A 19,404-nucleotide genomic window follows, 5' to 3' on the forward strand; every position below is an offset into this window, starting at 1 on the left:
TGGCTCTACTCGGCGCGTCCAGCGCCGGCGCCCAAGCGGCGGACAAGGTGCTTTTTCAGCCGGCGCCCGATTGGGTGAAGCCGGCTCCGGCGATCGACACGGCGGCCGTCACCGATGCCTCGCCGGTGGTGCTGCTGCTCGACAATCAGCAGCGGCTCCAGGGGGGCGAGGTGTGGACCTATGCCGATGTCGCCACCCGCGTCGCCACCAGCGAGATGCTCGGCCAGGCGGGCACCGTCAGCCTGCCGTGGCAGCCTGCGGGCGGCGACCTGATCGTTCATCGCGCCGAGATCATCCGCGGCACCGAGCACATCGATCTGCTCAAGAGCGGCAAGGGCTTTTCGGTCATCCGCCGCGAGCAGCAGCTGGAACAGCGCCAACTCGATGGCATGCTTACCGCGACCATGCCGGTCGAAGGGCTGCGCGTCGGCGACATCGTCCATCTCACCTTCTCGATCACCCGCCGCGATGCCGTGCTGAAGGGGCAGATGCAGGGCTTCACCGGGCTGCAGACGCTGCCGTTGCGGCTCGGCTATGCCCGGGCGCGGCTGTTGTGGCCCAAGGCGGACCAGGTCCATTGGAAGGTCTCCGCCGACGGCGCGGCGCCGGTCGAGGCCGATGTCGGCGGCTATCACGAGCTGACGCTCGCCTTGCCGCTGCCCAAGCTGGCCGAGCTGCCCGCCGATGCGCCGATGCGCTTTCGCAAGCTGTCGCTGCTCGAAGCGTCGAGCTTTCCGGACTGGGCGAGCGTCGCGGCGGTGATGGCGCCGCTCTACGCGACCGACGGCCTGATCGCCCCCGGCAGCCCGCTCGCCGCCGAAGTGACACGGATCAAGACCGCGGAGAGCGATCCGCTCAAGCGAACCGCCCTCGCGCTGCGGCTCGTCCAGGAACAGGTGCGCTACCTGTTCAACGGCATGGATCAGGGCAATTACGTCCCGCAGACCCCGGCGCAGACCTGGTCGCTGCGCTACGGCGATTGCAAGGCGAAGACGGTGCTGCTGCTCGCGCTGCTGCATGCGATGGCGATCGACGCCGAGCCGGTGCTGGCGAGCAGCCAGCTGGGCGATCTGCTGCCGACGCGGTTGCCGGCTCCCGGCGCGTTTGATCACGTCCTGGTCAAGGCGACGGTCGCAGGCGATACCTTGTGGCTCGACGGGACCGACAATGGCGCCCGCCTGGCCGATCTCCACGACACCCCGCCGTTTCGCTACGTGCTGCCGGTGCGCGCCGTCGGCGCGGCGCTGATGCCGATCGCGATGCGGCCCAATGGCCGGCCCGACCTCGACATGGCAATCGAGCTCGACGAGAGCGCCGGGGTCAATCTGCCGGCGCCGATGACCGCGACGGTGACGCTGCGCGGGCGGCTCGCCGAGACGATTCACGCCGCCCAGGCGCAGGCCAGCAAGCAGGACATCGAGGGGCTGGCCGAAAAGCTGGTCGGCTCGTCCAAGATCGTCACCAGCGCGATCAGCTATGACGAGCCCACCGGAACCGCGATCGTCAAGGCAACCGGCATCGCCTATCCCGACTGGAACCGCGTCGACAGCCGCTATCGTACCACCATCGACCGCGCGGTGAGCAATCTCACCTTCGATCCCGATCGCTCGCGCACGACCTGGAAGGCGATACCGGCGGCGACCGGCGCGCCCGGCTATTTCCACGCGACCACCCGGATCAAGCTGCCCGACGGCGGCGCCGGTTACACCGTGGATGGCGACCAGCAGTTCGCAGCGCCGATCGCCGGCACCACCATCACCCGCTCGATCAAGCACGACGGCGGCTGGCTGGTGGTCGACGAGAGCAGCACCGGCAGCGGTGCCGAGGTCGCGCCCGGCGACATTGCCGCGACCCGCGCGGGGCTAGCCGGCGCCAAGAGCCGGTTGCTCAGCCTGGTCGCGCCCTCGTCGCTGCCGTCGCTCTACCAGCGGGTCGCCGCCGGCAAGCGCGCGCATGCCTTCGACAAGACGATCGCGCTGTACGATCAGGCGGCGAAGGACGAACCGGACGAGGCCTATTCCTACACCGGCCGGGCGTGGTTCCAGGAGCGGATCTACGAGCGCGGCAAGGCGATCGCCGATCTTGGCCATGCCATCGCGATCAAGCCTGACGCGGAGACCTATCGGTGGCGCGCGCGGCTGTTCCAGGAGACCGGCAACAAGGACGAGGCGTTGGCGGATCTCGTCGCCGCGCAGAAGCTCGATCCGTCATCGGAAGACACCGTCGATCAACTCGCCCGGCTCGAGATGGACCATGGCGACAAGGATGCCGCGCTGGCGCTGGTGCAAGAGCGCATCGACGCCGGCGGCAAGGGCAAGCCGACGATGCTGGAGCTGAAGGCCGAGCTTCTCGCTCGCGGCGGCGACAAGGATGCCGCCCTGGCGACGATCGATCAGGCGATTGCGGCCAGCCCGGGCAATGCCAATCTGCTCAACGGCCGCTGCTGGATCAAGGGAACGCTCAACATCGCGCTCGATACCGCGCTGAAGGACTGCACCCGGTCGATCGAGCTCAGCGAATCCACCACGGCGGCGCTCGACAGCCGGGCGATGGTCTATTTTCGGATGAACCGGATGGACGATGCGCTCGCTGATCTCGCCGCGGTGCTCGATGTCGCGCCTGAGCAGGCGGCCAGCCTATTCATGCGTGGGGTCATCCTTGGCAAGCAGGGCAAGGCCGAGGCCAAATCCGATCTGATCGCGGCGCGCACCATCGAGCCGACCGTTGACGAAACCTACAAGCGCTTCGGGATCATGCCCTGATCGACGCCGGGAATTGCTGCGTAACCCGGCTTTGCCATTTGTTCACGGGCAGGCGATAGGCAGGCATCATGCCGACGCCCGTGTTCCTGACGATCGACACCGAGTTCACCTGGCGGCACCATGCCGCCGGGCTGGACCTGGAGACGATCTACCAGCGGTCGCTGGAGCCCGCCGGGGTGGGGCTCAGCTACCAGCTCGCGCTGCTCGAACGCCACGGGCTGAAGGCCTGCTTCTTCGTCGATCCGATGCCGGCGCTGGTGTTCGGTCTCGATCCGGTGCGGCGAATGGTGGAAACCGTGCTCGCCGCCGGGCAGGAGGTGCAGCTTCACCTCCATCCTAACTGGGCAGGCGCGCGGGAAGGGGATCGCGGCGCGAGCTATGCCCGCTTCCAGATGCACGAATATGATCTGGACGAGCAGCGCGCGCTGATCGCGGGCGCGCGCGATCTGCTGGTTGCGGCCGGCGCGCCATCGCCAATCGCGTTTCGTGCGGGCAGTTATGCCGCCAATGACGATACGCTGCGCGCGCTGGCGTCGCTCGGCTTCGTCTACGACAGCAGCCACAATGGCGGCGATCCCGTCGACAGTCAGATCGGGCTCGCCCAGCGCCAGATCGCGCCGCTCAAGGCGCGGGTGATCGAGGTGCCGGTGACGGTGGTGGAAGACAGTCCCGGCTGCTGGCGGCCGTTCCAGCTGTGCGCGCTATCGAGCGCCGAGGCCGCCGCCGCGCTCGACCACGCCGCGGCGCACGACCATGCCGCGCTGACGATCGTCAGCCACGGCTTCGAGCTCGCCAACCGGCTCGGCACCGGCGCCAATGTCGTCCATGTCCGCCGCTTCGAGAAACTGTGCCAGCTGCTCGACGAGCGGCGCGAGTCGCTGCCGACCATGCATTACGCCGACCGGCCCGACCTGCCGCTCGGCCGCGATGACGTGCCGCTGCGCGCCAATGCGCTGCGCCGTCGCTGGCGCCAGGCCGAGCAATTGTGGTCCAATCTGGTGGCCGAGCGCGCGGCGTGAGCGCGGTGGCCTTGCCGTTCCAGCTCGGCGCGCGAACGCTGGCGACCGTTACCCGCGATCTGGTTCTGCTGCGCTTGTCGCTTGACGAGGTGCTGGCCGGCACGCCGCCGCGGCTCCCCGACCTCGACGGCGACGGCTATCTGATCACCTCGCTGCCCGCGGCGGCGCTGCCCGCGCTGCAGACAGGGGGGCTCACGGCCAAGGTTCGCCAGCGCTACGTGCGCCATTACACCGATCTCGGCATCGGCCACGAATCGTGGCTGGCAAGCCTCTCCGCCAGCGCCCGGTCGACGCTGAGGCGCAAGACCAAGAAGGCCGCGGCGCACGGCATGGCGGTGCGCGCCTATCGCACCCCGGCCGAGTTCGCGACCTTCTACCCGCTCGCCCGCGCCATTTCGGCGCGGACCTATCAGGAGCGACTGCTCGACGCCGGTCTGCCGGTCGACGCGCCGTCGGTGGCGTATCTCCAGGCCGCCGCCGCGGCAGACAAGCTGCGCGCGTGGCTGCTGCTGATCGGTGGCGAGCCGGTCGCCTATCTGTGCGGCACCGCGCAGGGCAGCGCGCTGCGCTATGATCACGTCGGCCACGATCCGGCGCTCGCGCATCTGTCGCCGGGAACGCTGCTCCAGGCCGCGGCGATCGAGGCCTTGTTCGCCGACCGGTTCGCGTTGTTCGATTTCCTCGAGGGCGACGGCCAGCACAAGCGGCTGTTCGCTTCCGCCGGGGTCGCCTGCGTCGATCTGCTGCTGCTGCGCCCGACGCTCGCCAACCGCGCCGCCGCGGGCGCGCTGACCGCATTCGACGGCGCCGCGGCGCTCGCCAAGCGCGCCGGCGGCCATCCGGCGCTGGCGGGGCTGGCGGCCAGGGTTCGCCGCTAGCAAACCAGTCCTGCCCAATCGCCGCGCATCGGGCTATAGCGCCGCCATGCACCTGCGCGCGCCCGCCATCGTCATCGCCGTTCGCGGCCACGGCGAGCATGGCGCGATCGTCCGCGCGCTGACCCGCGATCACGGTGTCCAGCCCGGCTATGTCCGCGGCGGCCGCTCGCGCCAGATGCGCCCGATCCTGCAGCCCGCCAACACGATCCTCGGCGAATGGCGCGCGCGCACCGGCGAGCAGCTCGCCGCGCTTACCGCCGAGCTGGTGCACAGCCGGGCCGCGCTCCACGGCGAGCCGCTCCCCGCCGCCGCGCTCGAATGGACCACCGCGCTCACCGCCACCGTTCTCCCCGAGGCGCAGCCCTATCCGCGGCTCTTTGACGGGCTCGGCGGCGTGCTCGACGCGATCGAGGCGGCGCCGGCGGCGCGCGGCTGGGCGGCGGCGCTGGTCCGCTACGAGCTGCTGGTGCTCGCCGAATTGGGCTTCGGCCTCGATCTCGCGCGCTGCACCGCGACCGGCGCCACCGACGACCTCGGCTATGTCAGCCCGCGCAGCGGCGGCGCGGTGAGCCACGACGCGGCGCGCGGTTACGAAGCCAAGCTGTTCGCGCTGCCGCCGTTCCTGCGCGACGGCGGCGCCGCCGACTGGCCCGACATCCTCGCCGGCGCCCGCGTCACCGGCCACTTCCTCGCCCGTGACCTGCTCACCGATCGCCGTGCTGAGCCGCTGGTCGCGCGCGAGCGGCTGGTCGAGCGGCTCAAAAGGGCGGTTGCGTGAGCGCGGCGGGCGCGGCAAGGGCGGCGGCATGGCAGCCCTGATCGCACTCCTCGCCGGCGACGGCATCGGCCCCGAAGTCACCGCCGAGGCGCGCCGCGTGCTCGACACGCTCGGCCTCGACCTCACCTATGAGGAGGCGCCGGTCGGCGGCGCCGCCTATCACGCCCATGGCCACCCGCTGCCCCCGGAAACGCTCGCGCTCGCCCGCCGCGCCGCGGCGGTGCTGTTCGGCGCGGTCGGCGACCCGCGCTGCGACACGCTCGAGCGCGCGCTCCGCCCCGAACAGGCGATCCTCGGCCTGCGTAAGGAGCTCGGCCTGTTCGCCAATCTCCGCCCCGCCACGCTGTTCAAGGGCCTCGAGGACGCCTCGGCGCTCCGCCCCGAGGTCGCCGGCGCGATCGACCTCGTCATCGTCCGCGAGACCAACGGCGACGTCTATTTCGGCGACAAGGGCATGCGCACCACCGCCGCCGGCCGCCGCGAGGGCTATGACCTGATGTCCTATGACGAGGACGAGGTCGCCCGCATCGCCCGCGTCGGCTTCGAGACCGCGCGTGGCCGCCGCGGCAAGCTCTGCTCGATCGACAAGGCCAATGTCCTCGAAACCTCGCAGCTCTGGCGCGACGTGGTGATCGAGACCGCGGTCGACTATCCCGATGTCGAGCTCAGCCACATGTATGTCGACAATGCCGCGATGCAGCTGGTGCGCAACCCCGGCCAGTTCGACGTCATCGTCACCGGCAATCTGTTCGGCGACATCCTCTCCGATCAGGCGAGCATGTGCGCGGGCTCGATCGGCATGCTGCCTTCGGCGACGCTCAACACTACCGGCCAGGGCCTGTATGAGCCGATCCACGGCTCGGCGCCCGACATCGCCGGCCAGGGCAAGGCCAACCCGTGCGCCGCGATCCTCTCGGCGGCGATGATGCTGCGCCACTCGCTGGCTATGCCCGAGGCCGCCGACCGGATCGACGCCGCGGTCGCCGCCGCGATCCTCGGCGGCGCGCGCACCCCCGATCTCGGCGGCAGCCTCTCGACCGGCGCGATGGGCGATGCGGTGATCGCGCACCTGTGAGCGACCTGCTCGAGATCGCCGTCGTCATCCCGACCTTCAACGAGCGCGCCAATGTGCCGACGTTGATCGCCCGGCTCGACGCGGCGCTCGCCGGGCGCCGCTGGGAAGCGATCGTCGTCGACGACGACAGCCCGGACGGCACCGCCGACGCCGCGCGCGAGCTCGGCCGCGCCGACCCTCGGGTGCGGGTGATCCAGCGCTTCGGCCGGCGCGGCCTGTCGTCGGCGTGTATCGAGGGGATGTGCGCGACCGCGGCGCCGGTGGTCGCGGTGATCGACGGCGACCTCCAGCATGACGAGACGCTGCTGCCGGCGATGCTCGACCTGCTCCAGCGCGACGAAGCGCTCGACCTCGTCGTCGGCTCGCGCTTTGTCGACGGCGGCGGCACCGGCGAGTGGGACCGCGACCGCGTCGCCAAGTCCGCGCTCGCCACCCGCCTGTCGCGCCGCGTGCTCAAGGGCGACCTGTCCGATCCGATGAGCGGCTTCTTTGCGATCCGCACCATCCATGCCCGCCGCCTCGCGCCCGAGCTGTCGGCGATCGGCTTCAAGATCCTGCTCGATCTGATGACCACCAGCGCCGAGCCGCTGCGCTTCGCCGAGCTGCCCTACACCTTCCGGGTGCGCACCGAGGGCGAGTCCAAGCTCGATCACGTGGTGGCGATGGAATATCTGATCGCGCTCTACGACCGGATGTTCGGCCATCTCGTCCCCGTGCGCTTCGCGATGTTTTCCGGCATCGGCGTGATGGGGGTGGGGGTGCACATGAGCGTGCTCGGCCTCGCCATGCTCGCCGGCGCCGATTTCATCGCCGCGCAATTGCTCGGCGCGCTCGCGGCGATGACCTTCAACTTCGTCCTCAACAACACGCTCACCTACCGCGACCGCCGCCTCAAGGGCTGGCGCCAGCTGCTCGACGGCTGGGTATCGTTCTGCGCGGTCTGCTCGGTGGGGCTGGTCGCCAACGTCGGCATCGCCGCCTTCGTCCACGACGCCCGCAGCGGCGGCATCGCCGCCTCGGCGCTGATCGGCGTGCTGGTCGGCGCGGTGTGGAATTACGCGCTATCGTCGCGGTTTGTGTGGGGAAGGTACTGAGCGGAAGGCAGATTGTGGTGGTTTGCCGAAGGGCAGCTATTCGACGCCCGATCTCGCCAAAGAAGCGCTAGCCTACGCGTTTCATTTCGCCGTATCGTGTATATTCCAGGCTTGCTCGGCTTCTAAAATATGAACCGCGGCGATCTTGTGATCGCCTGCCAGATCGTAACGAACAGCAACCGCCCAACCGCAGCCATGATAAACCGTATTCGGGTCAGGATGTTCAGGGATACAGCCGCGTACCGATTGCATCGTTAAGATCTGCGATCCTTGCGCCCATGACAAGGTGGAGACGTACAGGTTACGCTTAAATTCCGCTTTGATCCGCTCGAGATACAAAGGTCGCCCACTTGCGACAAGTAATCCATCAACAAAGACTCTCACGTCTTCCCGGAACAAATTACCATAGGCGATAATGTCCTGCTTGTTATATGCGTCATCAAGTAAGTGAACGTAGTCCGGAAAACCGGGAGGCGGGGGAGGAGGAAGTTGCGCTGATACATTGTGAGTGAAAAGGAATATGGCCGACACGGTTGAGGCGGATGCTAGTATTGCCTTGCGCATTATGGCTTCCTAAAAGGCCAGCCTACCGCCTGATCGGGAGCGGTCAATGTTTGTTACCGGCGGTCCGACCTGTCACGGGCAATGTCCGCATATGGGCGACTGCGGAACGGCAGCTTTCCCGTTAGGGTTGCTGTTTCGGGAATGGCCGGATTTGATGGATTGCGGAAGGACCATCCGGATCGATCGCTTGGCCAAGCCGTTCTGGATAGACAATCTTGCAGAGTCACCTATTCTGTTGCTTGCCTTACCAGGAGCTTTGAGATGCGAACCGCTGGTGCAACATTAAGCTTGGCCCTTGCAACCTTGGTCAGCCCGATAGTCGTTCAAGCGCAACAGTTTGAGTCCGACTACAGATACGGCCTGTGTTCGGCTTCTGCGCAATGTATCTATGGGATCAATGCGGGTCACAAACGTACGCTGCTATCGATCAGAAAAGCTGCGCTGGAGCAACAGCGCGAGGATGGCGGAACGTTGACGTCAGTTCACCTTGCCAACTTTCAAAATCAGCTTGATGCAGCAAATCGAATCTACCTGCATAAGCTAGAGGTTGAGGGCGGTGTTGACCTTCGATCGCTCGAACAGACGCCGATCGGGCGGAATTAACGAGAGGCTGCGATATCCGTGCTCCACAGGATGTTGGTATCACATAGCTGAGTGTCCGCAATTCGGCGTTACCGGACCCCAGCCCGCGCAAGCTCCCGCCCCATCCGCCCGCTCACCCAACAGCCATACATCACGAAATCAGCCGCCAGGCTCCACAACGGGTATTGAAACGTCGCCGGCCGGTTCCGCTCGATCGCGAAATGCGCGATCCAGGCGAACAGATAGCCGCACACCGGCATCAGCACGAACAATCGCCAATGCCCGGTGACGATCCCGGCGACCAGGCAGGCGAGCACCAGCGTCGTGCCGGCATAATGCAGCGCGCGGGTGGCGGGCTTGCTGTGCTCGCGCAGGTAATAAGGCCAGAAGTCGGCGAAGCTGGCGATGCGGCTCATCTCTCGTCCGTTCGGCTGGGGTTGCGGCAGGGGGATCATGCCGCGCGGCCGCTGCGCCCGCAATCGGGAACCGCACCGCCGTCCGCCGTCGTCGGCGCGGCAACGCCGCCGACAATCCGCTGTCCTACACGCCCCGGTCTTGATACCTTGCCCGCAACCTATTCCCGCTCTTTCTCATGGTCGCATGAACGGAAACGATCGCGCCGGATCATCCCCGCGCATGATCTCAACTTCCTCAACTTCGCCCGCGGGATCGCGCTCTCGCGCAGGTGTGACTTTCGTGAGACCTTCGGCGGATTTCCGCCGTTTTCTGCGTCTCGTCAGACCCAGCTCTTGAGCCACATCCAGCGGTGGAACGACCCCGGCGCGGCGAGCGGCGTGGCGGCGATGATCGGGTAGAAGTGGACGAACAGCACCGCCGCGGCGAGCAGCACCGCCTCGTCCCAGTCGCCGAGGCGCGCGCGCCAGTGATCGAGCGCCACCGCGATGACGATGCCGAGCCAGATGCTCGACAGATAGTAATAATAGAAGAAGCCGAGCGACTTGGGGATGATCGCCCACATCGCCAGGCTGGCGATCCACAGCGCCGCCGCCGCGCCGCTCGCGGTCGCCGTCGTTGGCGTCCGCCGGGCGCGCACCCAGTTTGTCAGGCACAGCAGCACCGCGACCAGCCCGCCCCAGATCACCACCGGGTTGCCGAGCATCAGGATGCCGCGCTGCGCGCCGTCGGCGGGCTCGTAGAGATACCAGATCGGCCTGAGGTCGAGCGGCCAGCTCCACCAGCTCGACTGATAGGTGTGCGGCGGCAGCACCTGGGTCTGCTGAGCGTACATGACCGCCTGGAACGGCAGCAGGGTCGCGAGCGTCAGCGGCTCGGTGCGGTAGAGAAAGGCCGGCCAGAAGGTCAGGAAATAGGTGAGGATGCTGACGAGGCCGAGCGCCGCCAGCGCGGGCAGCGGCGCCAGCCCCGGCCAGCGATCGGGCCGGCTGCGGCGCAGCAGCAGGAAGGCGAGCGCGGCAAAGGCCACATAGGGCGCGGCGGTCCATTTGACGCCGACAGCGAGGCCGAGCAGCACGGCGGCGAGCAGCCAGCGCCGCCAGACCTGGCTGCTGCTGCCGCCGCGCATCGACCACAGCATCGCCGCGAGCGCGAGCACGACAAAGGCCGCCATGAAGCCGTCGAGCATCGCGATCCGCGCCTGGATGAACACGGTGAAGTTGAGAATTGTCAGGGTGGCGCCGATCACCGCCGGGCGCAGGCGCTGTAGGCCGAGCCACAGGATCGCGAACACGCCGACCACCACCGCGGTGCCGGCGAGCGTCGACAGCGCCCGCCAGCCGAGCGGATTGTCGCCGAACAGCGTGATGCCGAGCGCGATCAGCGTCTTGCCCAACAAGGGGTGCTCGATGTTGACCGGTCCGGCGAGGCTGCGCAGCGTCTGCGCGGCGGGGACGTAATGGACCTCGTCGAACACCAGCTTGTGCGGCACGGTCAGCCGCCACGCGAACAGCAGCTCGGCGATCAGGCCGAGCCCGAGCGCGGCGGGGAGGGGGCGGCGGAGCGGGGCGAGCACGCGCCCTTGTTCCCGTTGGCGGGCGTGCTGGCAAGTCGCGTACTTGCGGCTTTGGCCGGTTAGCGGCAAAGCGGCGGCCATGAAGCGCAAGGCAGGCCAGGACCGATCGATCACCGCCAACTGGCGCCCCGCGACGCTCGCGATCCGCGGCGGCACCGCGCGCAGCGAATGGGGCGAGACGTCGGAGGCGTTGTTCCTCACCTCGGGCTACAGCTACGACAAGGCGGGCGACGCCGCGGCGCGCTTTGCCGGCGAGCAGGAGGGGATGACCTATTCCCGGCTGCAGAACCCGACGGTGGAGATGCTCGAGAAGCGCATCGCGCTGTTGGAGGGCGCAGAGGCGTGCCGCTCGATGGCGACCGGCATGGCGGCGATGACCGCGGTGCTGCTCTGCCAGCTGCAGGCGGGCGATCATCTGGTCGGCGGCCGCGCCGCGTTCGGCTCGTGCCGCTGGCTGACCGATACCCTGCTTCCCAAGTTCGGGATCGAGACCACGGTCGTCGATGCCCGCGATCCGCAGCAATTTGAGGATGCGATCCGGCCCAATACCAAGGTGTTCTTCTTCGAGACCCCGGCCAACCCGACGATGGATGTCGTCGACCTGCGCGCGGTCTGCGCCATCGCCCGCCGCCACGGCATCACCTCGGTGGTCGATAATGCCTTCGCCACCCCGGCCTTGCAGCGGCCGATGGAGTTCGGCGCCGACGTTACCGCTTATTCGGCGACCAAGATGATGGACGGGCAGGGCCGGGTGCTCGCCGGCGCGGTGTGCGGCACCGAGGATTTCATCACCAACACGCTGCTGCCCTTCACCCGCAACACCGGCCCCAATCTGTCGCCGTTCAACGCCTGGGTGGTGCTGAAGGGGCTGGAGACGCTGGACCTGCGCATCCGCCGCCAGTCCGAGAATGCGGTGCGGGTCGGCCGGTTCGTCGAGAGCCGGGTGCCGCGCATCCTCCACCCCGGGCTGCCGAGCCACCCGCAGCATGCGCTGGCGATGAGCCAGATGGACGCGACCGGCCCGATCTTCGCCTTCGAGGTCGCGGACCGCACCCAGGCCCACGCCCTGCTCGACGCGCTCACCCTGATCGATATCTCGAACAACATCGGCGACTCGCGCTCGCTGATGACCCACCCCGCCTCCACCACCCACGCCAGCGTCGCCGAGGACAAAAGGCTTGAGATGGGCGTGACCGAGGGCATGCTCCGCCTCAACGTCGGGCTCGAGGATCCGCAGGATCTGATCGACGACCTCGACCAGGCGCTCCGCCAGGCCGGGCTGTGAAGCAGTTCTTCCCCCACGCCCAGACCACCCATGGCGTCACCGTCCGGGTGTCGGTGAGCTATCTGCCCGAACAGTCCGAGCCGGCGCGCGGCCGCTGGTTCTGGGCCTATCACATCCGCCTCGAAAATGAGGGCGATGCCACCGTCCAGTTGCTCGCCCGGCAATGGGTGATCACCGACGGCCGCGGCGCCCGCCATTCGGTGGAGGGTGAGGGTGTGGTCGGCGAGCAGCCGCTGATCGAGCCGGGCGCGAGCTACGATTACGTCTCCGGCTGCCCGTTGGCGACGCCGACCGGGGCGATGGAGGGCAGCTACCGGATGATCTCGGAAGACGGCGCGCACTTCGACGTCGCGATCCCCCGGTTCAGCCTGCTGGCGCCGGCGGTGTCGTCGTGAAGCGCACCCATCTTCCCCTCAATGGCCTGCGCGTCCTCGACGCTGCGGCGCGTCACCTGTCGTTCACTCGCGCCGCCGACGAACTCGCGGTGACGCCGGCCGCGGTCGGCCAGCAGATCCGGGCGCTTGAGGACACGCTCGGCGTGGTGCTGTTCCGCCGCACCACCCGCGGGCTCGAGCTCACCGCCGAGGCCGAGGCGGGCCTTGGTGCCTTGCGCGGTGGTTTCCTCCAGTTCGAGGAGGCGGTGCGGGCGATGCAGGCGGGGCAGTCCTCCAAGTCGCTGACCATCGCCGCCCCGCGCGACCTGACGGTGAAATGGCTGATGCCGCGGCTCGCCGAGGTCGCCGCCGGCGACGGCGATCTCCGCTTCGTGCTGATCGCAGCCGACGACGCGGTGGACTTCACCGAGGCCAATCTCGATCTCGCGATCCGCTGGGGCGAGGGGCCCGGCGAGCATGAGGGAGAGGCGCTCGAATCGGAAGGCATGGTAACGATCGTCGCGCCCGGCGGCGGCGACGCCACGATCGGCTGGCACGGCGCGCCGAGCAGCGGCGGCACCGCGTTGGTCCAGGTCGCCGATGCCGGGCTCGCGATCGACGCGGTGTCCGCCGGGCTCGGCCGGGCGACGGTACCCGAAATGCTGGCGTCGGCAGACATTGCCGCTGGGCGCGTCACGGTAATCGGCGATCCGCAGCCGTCGCGGTTCGGCTACTGGCTAGTCGCGCCGCTGCCGCAATGGCGCCAGGCCAAGGTCAAGGCGCTGGTTGCGGCGTTGACCGCCTGAGCCGATCGGTCAGCGCGCAGCGACCAGCGCCAGCACCCGCGACATCAGCCCGAGGAACTTCACCTCGTCGATCTGTCCGTCGGTGCGGTGCCAATTGCCGGCAATTGCATACCAGCGGCCGTCTTTCGCCTGGGCAAGGAAGTTCAGCGTGAGCACGCCGGGTTCCGAGCCGCCCTTGAACCCGAGATAGCCAAGCCGCGCGGCGGTGCCGGGGTCGGCGCCGTGGTTGACCGCGAGGATCGCCCGCACCGTGTCGCTGCCGTGGCGCAGCTGGTCGAACAGCCCGGCGATGGCGCGTGGGCTCGCGAACCATTCGACGCTGTCGATGGCGAGTGGATCGCCGGCGAAGATGGTTGGATCGAGCGGCGCGGCGCCGATCGCTGACTTCTGGCGGTCGAGCAACGCCCGCCGCCCGGCGGCATCAGCCGCCTGCCACTGCCCGCGCAGCGCGGCATCGGTCTTGAGCACGAAGGCTTCGCGGGTGGTCAGCACCGGTGTGCTGCCGCCATTCGCCGCGGCCAACGCATCGATCCGGTCGCGGCCGAGCAGCGTCACCAGCGTGTCGGTCGCGGTGTTGTCGCTGATCGAGATCATCAGCGTCGCCAGCGCCTGCAACGTCATCGGCGTCGCCGGCGGCCACAATTGCAGGATACCCGACGGCAGCGACGGCGCGCCGAGTGGCACCACGTCGCCCCAATGCCGTTCGCCGGACGCTACCTGACGCGCGGCCTCGGCGAGAACCCAGAGCTTGAACGCGGAGCCGAGCGGCGCCGCCGCCTGCGCGTTGATCGCGAGCACCGGCGTCGGCGATCCGTCAGTCAGTGCGTAAAGGCCGAGCCCAGCGCTGCCGGGAAGCGCCTTGATCTCGGCTTCGATCCGGCCGAGGCTGTCATCCTGCGCCGCGGTGCCGGTGATCAGCAATCCGCTCACCGCATGTGGCGCCGCCGGCTCGACGGCCAGCCGCATGGTCGCGGTGCCACGGGTATAGCGCACCACCAGCATCGCACTCCACCGACCCTCGGGGGTGAGCGTCTCGATCTCTTTCGGCTCGCCGAGCGTGGCGCGCAGCTGCGCGAGCAGCGGGTCGAGCCGGCTGCGCGGCACCGCATCGCGGAAGCTCGTCGCGAAGTAACGGTCATAGCCGCCGTGGCCGGCGAGCACGGCAATCAGTGCCTCGGCCTGTATGCGTACGGCGGCATCCGCCGGCTGGGCAGTCGGCGCCGCTGTCGTGGCTTGACCGGCGGGAGCGGCCACGAGCATCAGCGCAGCGATCGCCGCGGCAGCCATCAGTTCTTGAGCTTCCAGCCGCGCTTCAGCAGCGTGAAGCACAGGGCCGCGAGTGCGATGTCGATGCCCAAGATGATGATGCTGCCGAGCATCACCGGCGAATCGGCGGTACCGAGGAAGCCGTAGCGAAAGCCGGAGATGATGTAGAAGAACGGATTGGCGTGGCTGAACGCGCGGAACGCGGGGGCGAGCTTGTCGACCGAGTAGAAGGTGCCCGAGAGCAGCGACAGCGGTGCGATCACGAAATTGGTCACCGCTGCGGCATGGTCGAACTTCTCCGCCCAGATCGAGGTGAGCACGCCGAGGAACGACAGGAACGCCGCGCCGAGGAAGCCGAACCACAGTACCGCGAGCGGATGCGACGGGGTGACATGCACGTCGGGCCACAGGGCCATCGCGCACCAGCAGATGAAGCCGACGATGAACGCCCGGGTCATCGCCCCGCCCACCAATGCGCTGAGCAGCTCAAGCGTCGACAACGGCGGCTGCAGATAATCGACGATCGTGCCCTGGATCTTGCCGACCAGCAGCGAGAAGCTCGCATTGGCGAACGCCGGGCCCATCATCCCCTGGCTGATGATCAGCCCGGGCGCGATGAAATCGGCAAAGGGGATGGTGACGCCGCCCACCAGCACCGGCCGTTTTGCGCCGGTGGCGATGGTGAATACCACCAGAAACAGCAGCGTTGTGATCGCCGGCGCCCACACCGTCTGGAGGTGGACCTTGAAGAACCGGCGGACCTCCTTGATATAGAGGGTCTTCAGGCCGCCCCAATTGACGTTCCGGATGACCGGTACGCCTGGTTCGGCCCGGATCGCCGAACGAATTTCGCCGATGGGGGGATGGCTGCTCATGGCTTGTGCGGGTAACCGCAGCCGCAGTCGCCCGCAACCCGGCGCCGAACGAGGAAGCAAGAATGTCGTGGACTGACGAGCGGATCGAAACGCTCAGGACGATGTGGGAGGGCGGCCAGACCGCCAGCCAGATCGCCGAAGCGCTGGGCGGCGTCAGCCGCAACGCGGTGATCGGCAAGGCTCATCGCCTGGGGCTGCAATCACGTCCGTCGCCGGTGAAGGCGAACGAGACGGACGGCAAGCCCGCCGCGGAGCCCGATGTCGTCGCCGCTGCGGCGCCTGCACCCGCGCCGGTCGAGCCGGTGCCGCAGCCGGCCACGCCGGTGCCGCCGCCCTTCGACCTCAACGACGATGAGGAAGAGGATGATGCCGAGGCGGAGCGCGAAGCGGCTCCCGCGCCGGCACCCGTCAAGCGCGACGAGCCGGTGATGCGCTCGGTCGGCCCAGGTGGCTTTGTCCGCCAGTCGCCCGGCGAGCAGCAGCCGCCGGCAACCCCGGCGCCGCCGCGTCGCCTGGTTCCCGCCAAGCCATCGGCGGATATGGCCGGCAAGACCAGCCTGCTCGATCTCAACGATCGCATCTGCAAATGGCCGCTCGGCCATCCGGGCGAGCCGGACTTCCACTTCTGCGGCGACAAGGTGAACCCGGGGTTCCCCTATTGCGTCGCGCATTGCGGCCACGCTTACCAGGCGCAGCTGCCGCGCCGCGATCGTCGTCCGCCGCCGCCGCTGCCGTTCGGTGGTCCGCGGGTCCGCTGATTGGCCGGCCGACAGCGTTAGGCCGCCGGCACGTCGATCGTAGCGGGCGCCTGCCCGGCACGTCCGAACAACAGAAGGCCCGGCCGTCGTTGCGACGGCCGGGCCTCTTGCTGCATGATCAGAAGCGGAACGCGGCCGTGGCGCGTAGCGAGTGCCATCGGAACGTGTCGTCCGAGCGCTTGAAATCGGTGCCTGCCGTATTGGGAGCGAGGATGAACGGATTGGTCGCCGGTGCGGTGCCCGCGGTCGCGCGAACGCGATAATCGTCGTCCTGATATTGATGGAACATATATTCCATCCCGATCGAGAAATGCTCGCCGAGCTTCTGCTCGATCCCGCCACCACCCGTGATGCCGAACTGGTTGCGCCGGCCGCTCTGGCTGAAGGCGTTGGCGGTGTTGGTGGTGGTGAAGCTGCGGTCGATCCTGGCATAGCCGGGACCAAAGGTGCCGTAGAACAGGGTGGTATTGGCGGCATAGCCGATGCGACCACGCGCCGATGCCTCCCAGCCGACGCTGCGCGTCATGACGTAATTGGCCGGCGTGGTGGAAAAGCCGGTCACGCTGTCGCTGATCTCGCTCTTGCCGAACTCGCCGACCAGGCCGACCACGATGTTGCCGCGCTGCGCGTCCGCGCCGACCCGGCCGTAATAAGCCCAGCCATCCTTGTCGTTGCGGCAGCCGCCGAGCGCCGGCTGCGCGCCACGGCCGGCGCCGTTGCAGAAGCCGGGCGAAAAGGCGTTGGCGCCAGCGGCGGTGGTCACCGTATCGCCGAATGCGCCATCGAGGTTGCGGTCGAACAGGATCGAGGAGCCGACATCGTTGGGCTGTACGTCATAGCCTCCCGCCGCACCGACGTAGAGGCCGCTGAACGGCGCATCGTCGGAAACTTGCTGGGCAGCAGCTGGCATGGCCACGGCGGTGGCGGCGAGCAGGATCGGCAGGCCGGCGGTGAAGGTACGCATCGAATTCTCCCTGGCATTGATGCGACAGGAACGAGCCCGGGTGGCGCGGGTATGCAGCGGTCGGCGCCGCGCAATCATTCCTTACAGCCAGGCATCATCGCCGCCACGCAAGGGGCGATCGGCGGTTGCAATGCCCGAGGCGCTTGGCACGAACCGCGAACACTGCCTATATCATTGGCTGATGCCTGAAGATCTGTTCGCTTCGTCCGCCAAGGCGGCTCCCGTTTATGATGCTTCTTCAATCGAGGTGCTGGAAGGGCTCGAACCCGTCCGCCGCCGCCCGGGCATGTATGTCGGCGGCACCGATGAGCGCGCGCTGCATCATCTCGCCGCCGAGGTGCTCGACAATGCGATGGACGAAGCGGTGGCGGGCCACGCCACGCGCATCGACATCACGCTAGAGCCGGGCAATCGGCTGACCATCGTCGACAACGGTCGCGGCATGCCGGTAGACCCGCACCCAAAGTTTCCCGACAAGTCGGCGCTGGAGGTGATCCTCACCACGCTCCACTCGGGCGGCAAGTTTTCGGGCAAGGCCTATGCGACCAGCGGCGGTCTCCACGGCGTCGGCGCCTCGGTGGTCAACGCCTTGTCGTCGGATACGGTGGTGGAGGTCGCGCGCGATCGGCAGCTCTATCGCCAGCGGTTCGCCAAGGGCCTGGCACTCGCGCCGCTCGAGCATGTCGGCGCCGCGCCCAACCGCCGCGGCACCTCCGTGGCCTTCACACCCGATACCGAGATCTTCGGACCGGAGCTCAGCTTCAAGCCCAAGCGGCTGTACACGTTGGCCCGCTCCAAGGCCTATCTGTTCGCCGGTGTCGAAATCCGCTGGAAGTGCGCGCCCGAGCTGGTCGGCGACGACGTGCCGGCCGAGGCGGTGTTCCAGTTTCCCGGCGGCCTGGCCGATCATCTCAAGGAGCAGGTTGCCGGGCGCGAATGCGCCACCGCCGACTTCTTTGCGGGCCAGCAGGCCTTTCCGGGCGAGGACCAGGGCCGGGTCGAGTGGGCGGTCGCCTGGCCGCTTTGGAGCGACGGCAGCTACAGCTGGTATTGCAACACCGTTCCGACGCCCGATGGCGGCACCCATGAGCAGGGCCTGCGCCAGGCGCTGGTCCGCGGGCTCCGCGCATTCGGTGAACTGGTCAACCAGAAGAAGGCCAAGGAGATCACCGCCGACGACGTGATGGTCGGCAGCGAGCTGATGCTGTCGGTGTTCATCCGCGATCCGCAATTTCAGAGCCAGACCAAGGACCGGCTGACCTCGCCCGAGGCGGCGGGGCTGGTCGAGAAGGCGGTGCGCGATCATTTCGATCATTGGCTCGGCCACAATATGGAGCGCGGCAAGGCGCTGCTCGGCTATGTGCTCGAGCGGCTTGATGATCGTCTGCGTCGCAAGCAGGAGCGCGAGGTCAAGCGCAAGACCGCGACCAGCGCGCGCAAGCTGCGCCTGCCGGGCAAGCTCACCGATTGCTCGGCGGACAACCCTGCCGGCACCGAGCTGTTCATCGTCGAGGGCGACAGCGCCGGCGGCTCGGCCAAGCAAGCACGCGATCGCAAGACCCAGGCGATCCTGCCGATCCGCGGCAAGATCCTCAACGTCGCCAGCGCGACCAGCGCCAAGATACTCGCTAATCAGGAGATCGCGGATCTGATCCAGGCGCTGGGCTGCGGTACCCGCAAGGAGTGCGACGCCAGTCAGCTGCGCTACGAGCGCATTGTGATCATGACCGACGCCGACGTCGACGGCGCCCATATCGCGACGCTGCTGATGACCTTCTTCTTCCAGGAAATGCCAGATCTGGTCCGCCGCGGTCATCTCCACCTTGCCCAGCCGCCCCTGTACCGGATCACCGCCGGCGCCAAATCCATGTACGCCCGCGACGACGCCCATCGCGCCGCGATCGAGGCGGGGCCGTTCAAGGGCAAGAAGGTGGAAGTCTCGCGCTTCAAGGGCCTCGGCGAGATGAACCCCGGGCAGCTGCGCGAGACCACGATGGATCCCGCCACCCGCGGCATGATCCGCATCACCCTGCCGCAGGAATATGAGGAGCGGGCAGGGGTGAAAGACCTGGTCGACCGTCTGATGGGCAACAATCCCGCCCATCGCTTTGCGTTCATCCAGGAGAATGCCGGGCGGCTCGACGAGGAAGCTATCGACGCCTGATCATCCGTTCAGCTAGATGCGAATGCCCGCGTGTCACACCGCGCCACACCGACGCATACCTGATTTAAAATGAAATCCAGCCTACCGCCAGCCGTACCGAGTTCCTGAACACTTGCGGTGGGACCGTGGCGTGCAGCGGCTGCGTACGCGCTGCGGCTGAGCCCGACACA

General features: G+C 68.0%; 18 protein-coding genes. 12 read left to right on the forward strand and 6 right to left on the reverse strand.

What is annotated here, in order from left to right; translation table 11 throughout:
- Positions 1-47: 47 nt before the first annotated feature.
- The 6 genes from OXR60_RS03115 to OXR60_RS03140 all read left to right on the forward strand — a co-directional run bounded on the left by OXR60_RS03115 (position 48) and on the right by OXR60_RS03140 (position 7,606).
- Positions 48-2,762, forward strand: a complete 2,715-nt coding sequence (locus tag OXR60_RS03115) for a DUF3857 domain-containing protein (protein WP_267393929.1) — start codon at positions 48-50, stop codon at positions 2,760-2,762.
- A gap of 68 nt (positions 2,763-2,830) precedes the next feature.
- Positions 2,831-3,781 carry a polysaccharide deacetylase gene (locus OXR60_RS03120; RefSeq protein WP_267393931.1) on the forward strand — a complete coding sequence of 317 codons (951 nt, stop codon included), beginning with the start codon at positions 2,831-2,833 and terminating at the stop codon, positions 3,779-3,781.
- Positions 3,778-4,659 (forward strand): GNAT family N-acetyltransferase, encoded by an 882-nt coding sequence (locus OXR60_RS03125; protein WP_267393933.1) that lies wholly within the window; start codon positions 3,778-3,780, stop codon positions 4,657-4,659. Before OXR60_RS03120 ends, OXR60_RS03125 begins: the two co-directional genes overlap by 4 nt.
- A gap of 46 nt (positions 4,660-4,705) precedes the next feature.
- Positions 4,706-5,437, forward strand: a complete 732-nt coding sequence (gene recO, locus OXR60_RS03130; RefSeq protein WP_267393935.1) for a DNA repair protein RecO — start codon at positions 4,706-4,708, stop codon at positions 5,435-5,437.
- Positions 5,438-5,465: 28 nt separating this feature from the next.
- Entirely contained in the window at positions 5,466-6,512 is a 1,047-nt protein-coding gene (leuB, locus tag OXR60_RS03135) for a 3-isopropylmalate dehydrogenase (protein WP_267393937.1), read from the forward strand.
- A complete protein-coding gene (locus tag OXR60_RS03140) occupies positions 6,509-7,606 on the forward strand; it encodes a glycosyltransferase family 2 protein (RefSeq protein WP_267393939.1) in 1,098 nt (365 codons plus the stop codon). The genes leuB and OXR60_RS03140 overlap by 4 nt, the downstream gene beginning before the upstream one ends.
- A gap of 81 nt (positions 7,607-7,687) precedes the next feature.
- Here the strand turns inward: OXR60_RS03140 and OXR60_RS03145 are convergent, their stop codons facing one another.
- Positions 7,688-8,170 (reverse strand): hypothetical protein, encoded by a 483-nt coding sequence (locus tag OXR60_RS03145; RefSeq protein ID WP_267393941.1) that lies wholly within the window; start codon positions 8,168-8,170, stop codon positions 7,688-7,690.
- A 261-nt stretch (positions 8,171-8,431) separates the two neighbouring features.
- Between OXR60_RS03145 and OXR60_RS03150 the strand changes: the two genes are divergently transcribed.
- On the forward strand, positions 8,432-8,773 hold the full coding sequence (locus tag OXR60_RS03150; RefSeq protein ID WP_267393943.1) for a hypothetical protein: 342 nt from the start codon (positions 8,432-8,434) through the stop codon (positions 8,771-8,773).
- 68 nt (positions 8,774-8,841) lie between these two features.
- Here the strand turns inward: OXR60_RS03150 and OXR60_RS03155 are convergent, their stop codons facing one another.
- The gene (locus OXR60_RS03155; protein ID WP_267393944.1) at positions 8,842-9,168 is read right to left on the reverse strand and encodes a DUF962 domain-containing protein; all 327 of its coding nucleotides are present in this window, start codon (positions 9,166-9,168) and stop codon (positions 8,842-8,844) included.
- A 320-nt stretch (positions 9,169-9,488) separates the two neighbouring features.
- The gene (locus OXR60_RS03160; protein WP_267393946.1) at positions 9,489-10,742 is read right to left on the reverse strand and encodes a phospholipid carrier-dependent glycosyltransferase; all 1,254 of its coding nucleotides are present in this window, start codon (positions 10,740-10,742) and stop codon (positions 9,489-9,491) included.
- Between the two features lie 79 nt (positions 10,743-10,821).
- On the opposite strand from OXR60_RS03160, the gene OXR60_RS03165 reads away from it, so the two are divergent.
- From OXR60_RS03165 to OXR60_RS03175, 3 genes are read left to right on the forward strand one after another with little or no spacing between them, the layout of a single operon-like run.
- On the forward strand, positions 10,822-12,027 hold the full coding sequence (locus OXR60_RS03165; protein ID WP_267393949.1) for an aminotransferase class I/II-fold pyridoxal phosphate-dependent enzyme: 1,206 nt from the start codon (positions 10,822-10,824) through the stop codon (positions 12,025-12,027).
- Positions 12,024-12,422 (forward strand): Co2+/Mg2+ efflux protein ApaG, encoded by a 399-nt coding sequence (apaG, locus tag OXR60_RS03170; protein WP_267393955.1) that lies wholly within the window; start codon positions 12,024-12,026, stop codon positions 12,420-12,422. Before OXR60_RS03165 ends, apaG begins: the two co-directional genes overlap by 4 nt.
- On the forward strand, positions 12,419-13,207 hold the full coding sequence (locus tag OXR60_RS03175) for a LysR family transcriptional regulator (RefSeq protein WP_267393957.1): 789 nt from the start codon (positions 12,419-12,421) through the stop codon (positions 13,205-13,207). Before apaG ends, OXR60_RS03175 begins: the two co-directional genes overlap by 4 nt.
- Before the next feature lie 9 nt (positions 13,208-13,216).
- On the opposite strand, the gene OXR60_RS03180 is transcribed toward OXR60_RS03175, so the two are convergent.
- On the reverse strand, positions 13,217-14,467 hold the full coding sequence (locus OXR60_RS03180; protein ID WP_267393959.1) for a serine hydrolase: 1,251 nt from the start codon (positions 14,465-14,467) through the stop codon (positions 13,217-13,219).
- 26 nt (positions 14,468-14,493) lie between these two features.
- The gene (locus OXR60_RS03185; protein WP_267393960.1) at positions 14,494-15,348 is read right to left on the reverse strand and encodes an ABC transporter permease; all 855 of its coding nucleotides are present in this window, start codon (positions 15,346-15,348) and stop codon (positions 14,494-14,496) included.
- Positions 15,349-15,410: 62 nt separating this feature from the next.
- Here OXR60_RS03185 and OXR60_RS03190 point away from each other — a divergent pair, with 62 nt between their 5' ends.
- Positions 15,411-16,106, forward strand: a complete 696-nt coding sequence (locus tag OXR60_RS03190; protein ID WP_267393962.1) for a GcrA family cell cycle regulator — start codon at positions 15,411-15,413, stop codon at positions 16,104-16,106.
- Between the two features lie 118 nt (positions 16,107-16,224).
- Here OXR60_RS03190 and OXR60_RS03195 read toward each other — a convergent pair whose 3' ends face one another.
- Positions 16,225-17,070: an outer membrane beta-barrel protein gene (locus OXR60_RS03195; RefSeq protein ID WP_267393964.1), complete on the reverse strand. Its 846-nt coding sequence runs from the start codon at positions 17,068-17,070 to the stop codon at positions 16,225-16,227.
- A gap of 181 nt (positions 17,071-17,251) precedes the next feature.
- Here OXR60_RS03195 and parE point away from each other — a divergent pair, with 181 nt between their 5' ends.
- On the forward strand, positions 17,252-19,234 hold the full coding sequence (gene parE / locus OXR60_RS03200; RefSeq protein ID WP_267393965.1) for a DNA topoisomerase IV subunit B: 1,983 nt from the start codon (positions 17,252-17,254) through the stop codon (positions 19,232-19,234).
- Positions 19,235-19,404: the final 170 nt, after the last annotated feature.

Source organism: Sphingomonas sp. GC_Shp_5 (assembly GCF_026540855.1).
Taxonomy (GTDB): domain Bacteria; phylum Pseudomonadota; class Alphaproteobacteria; order Sphingomonadales; family Sphingomonadaceae; genus Sphingomonas.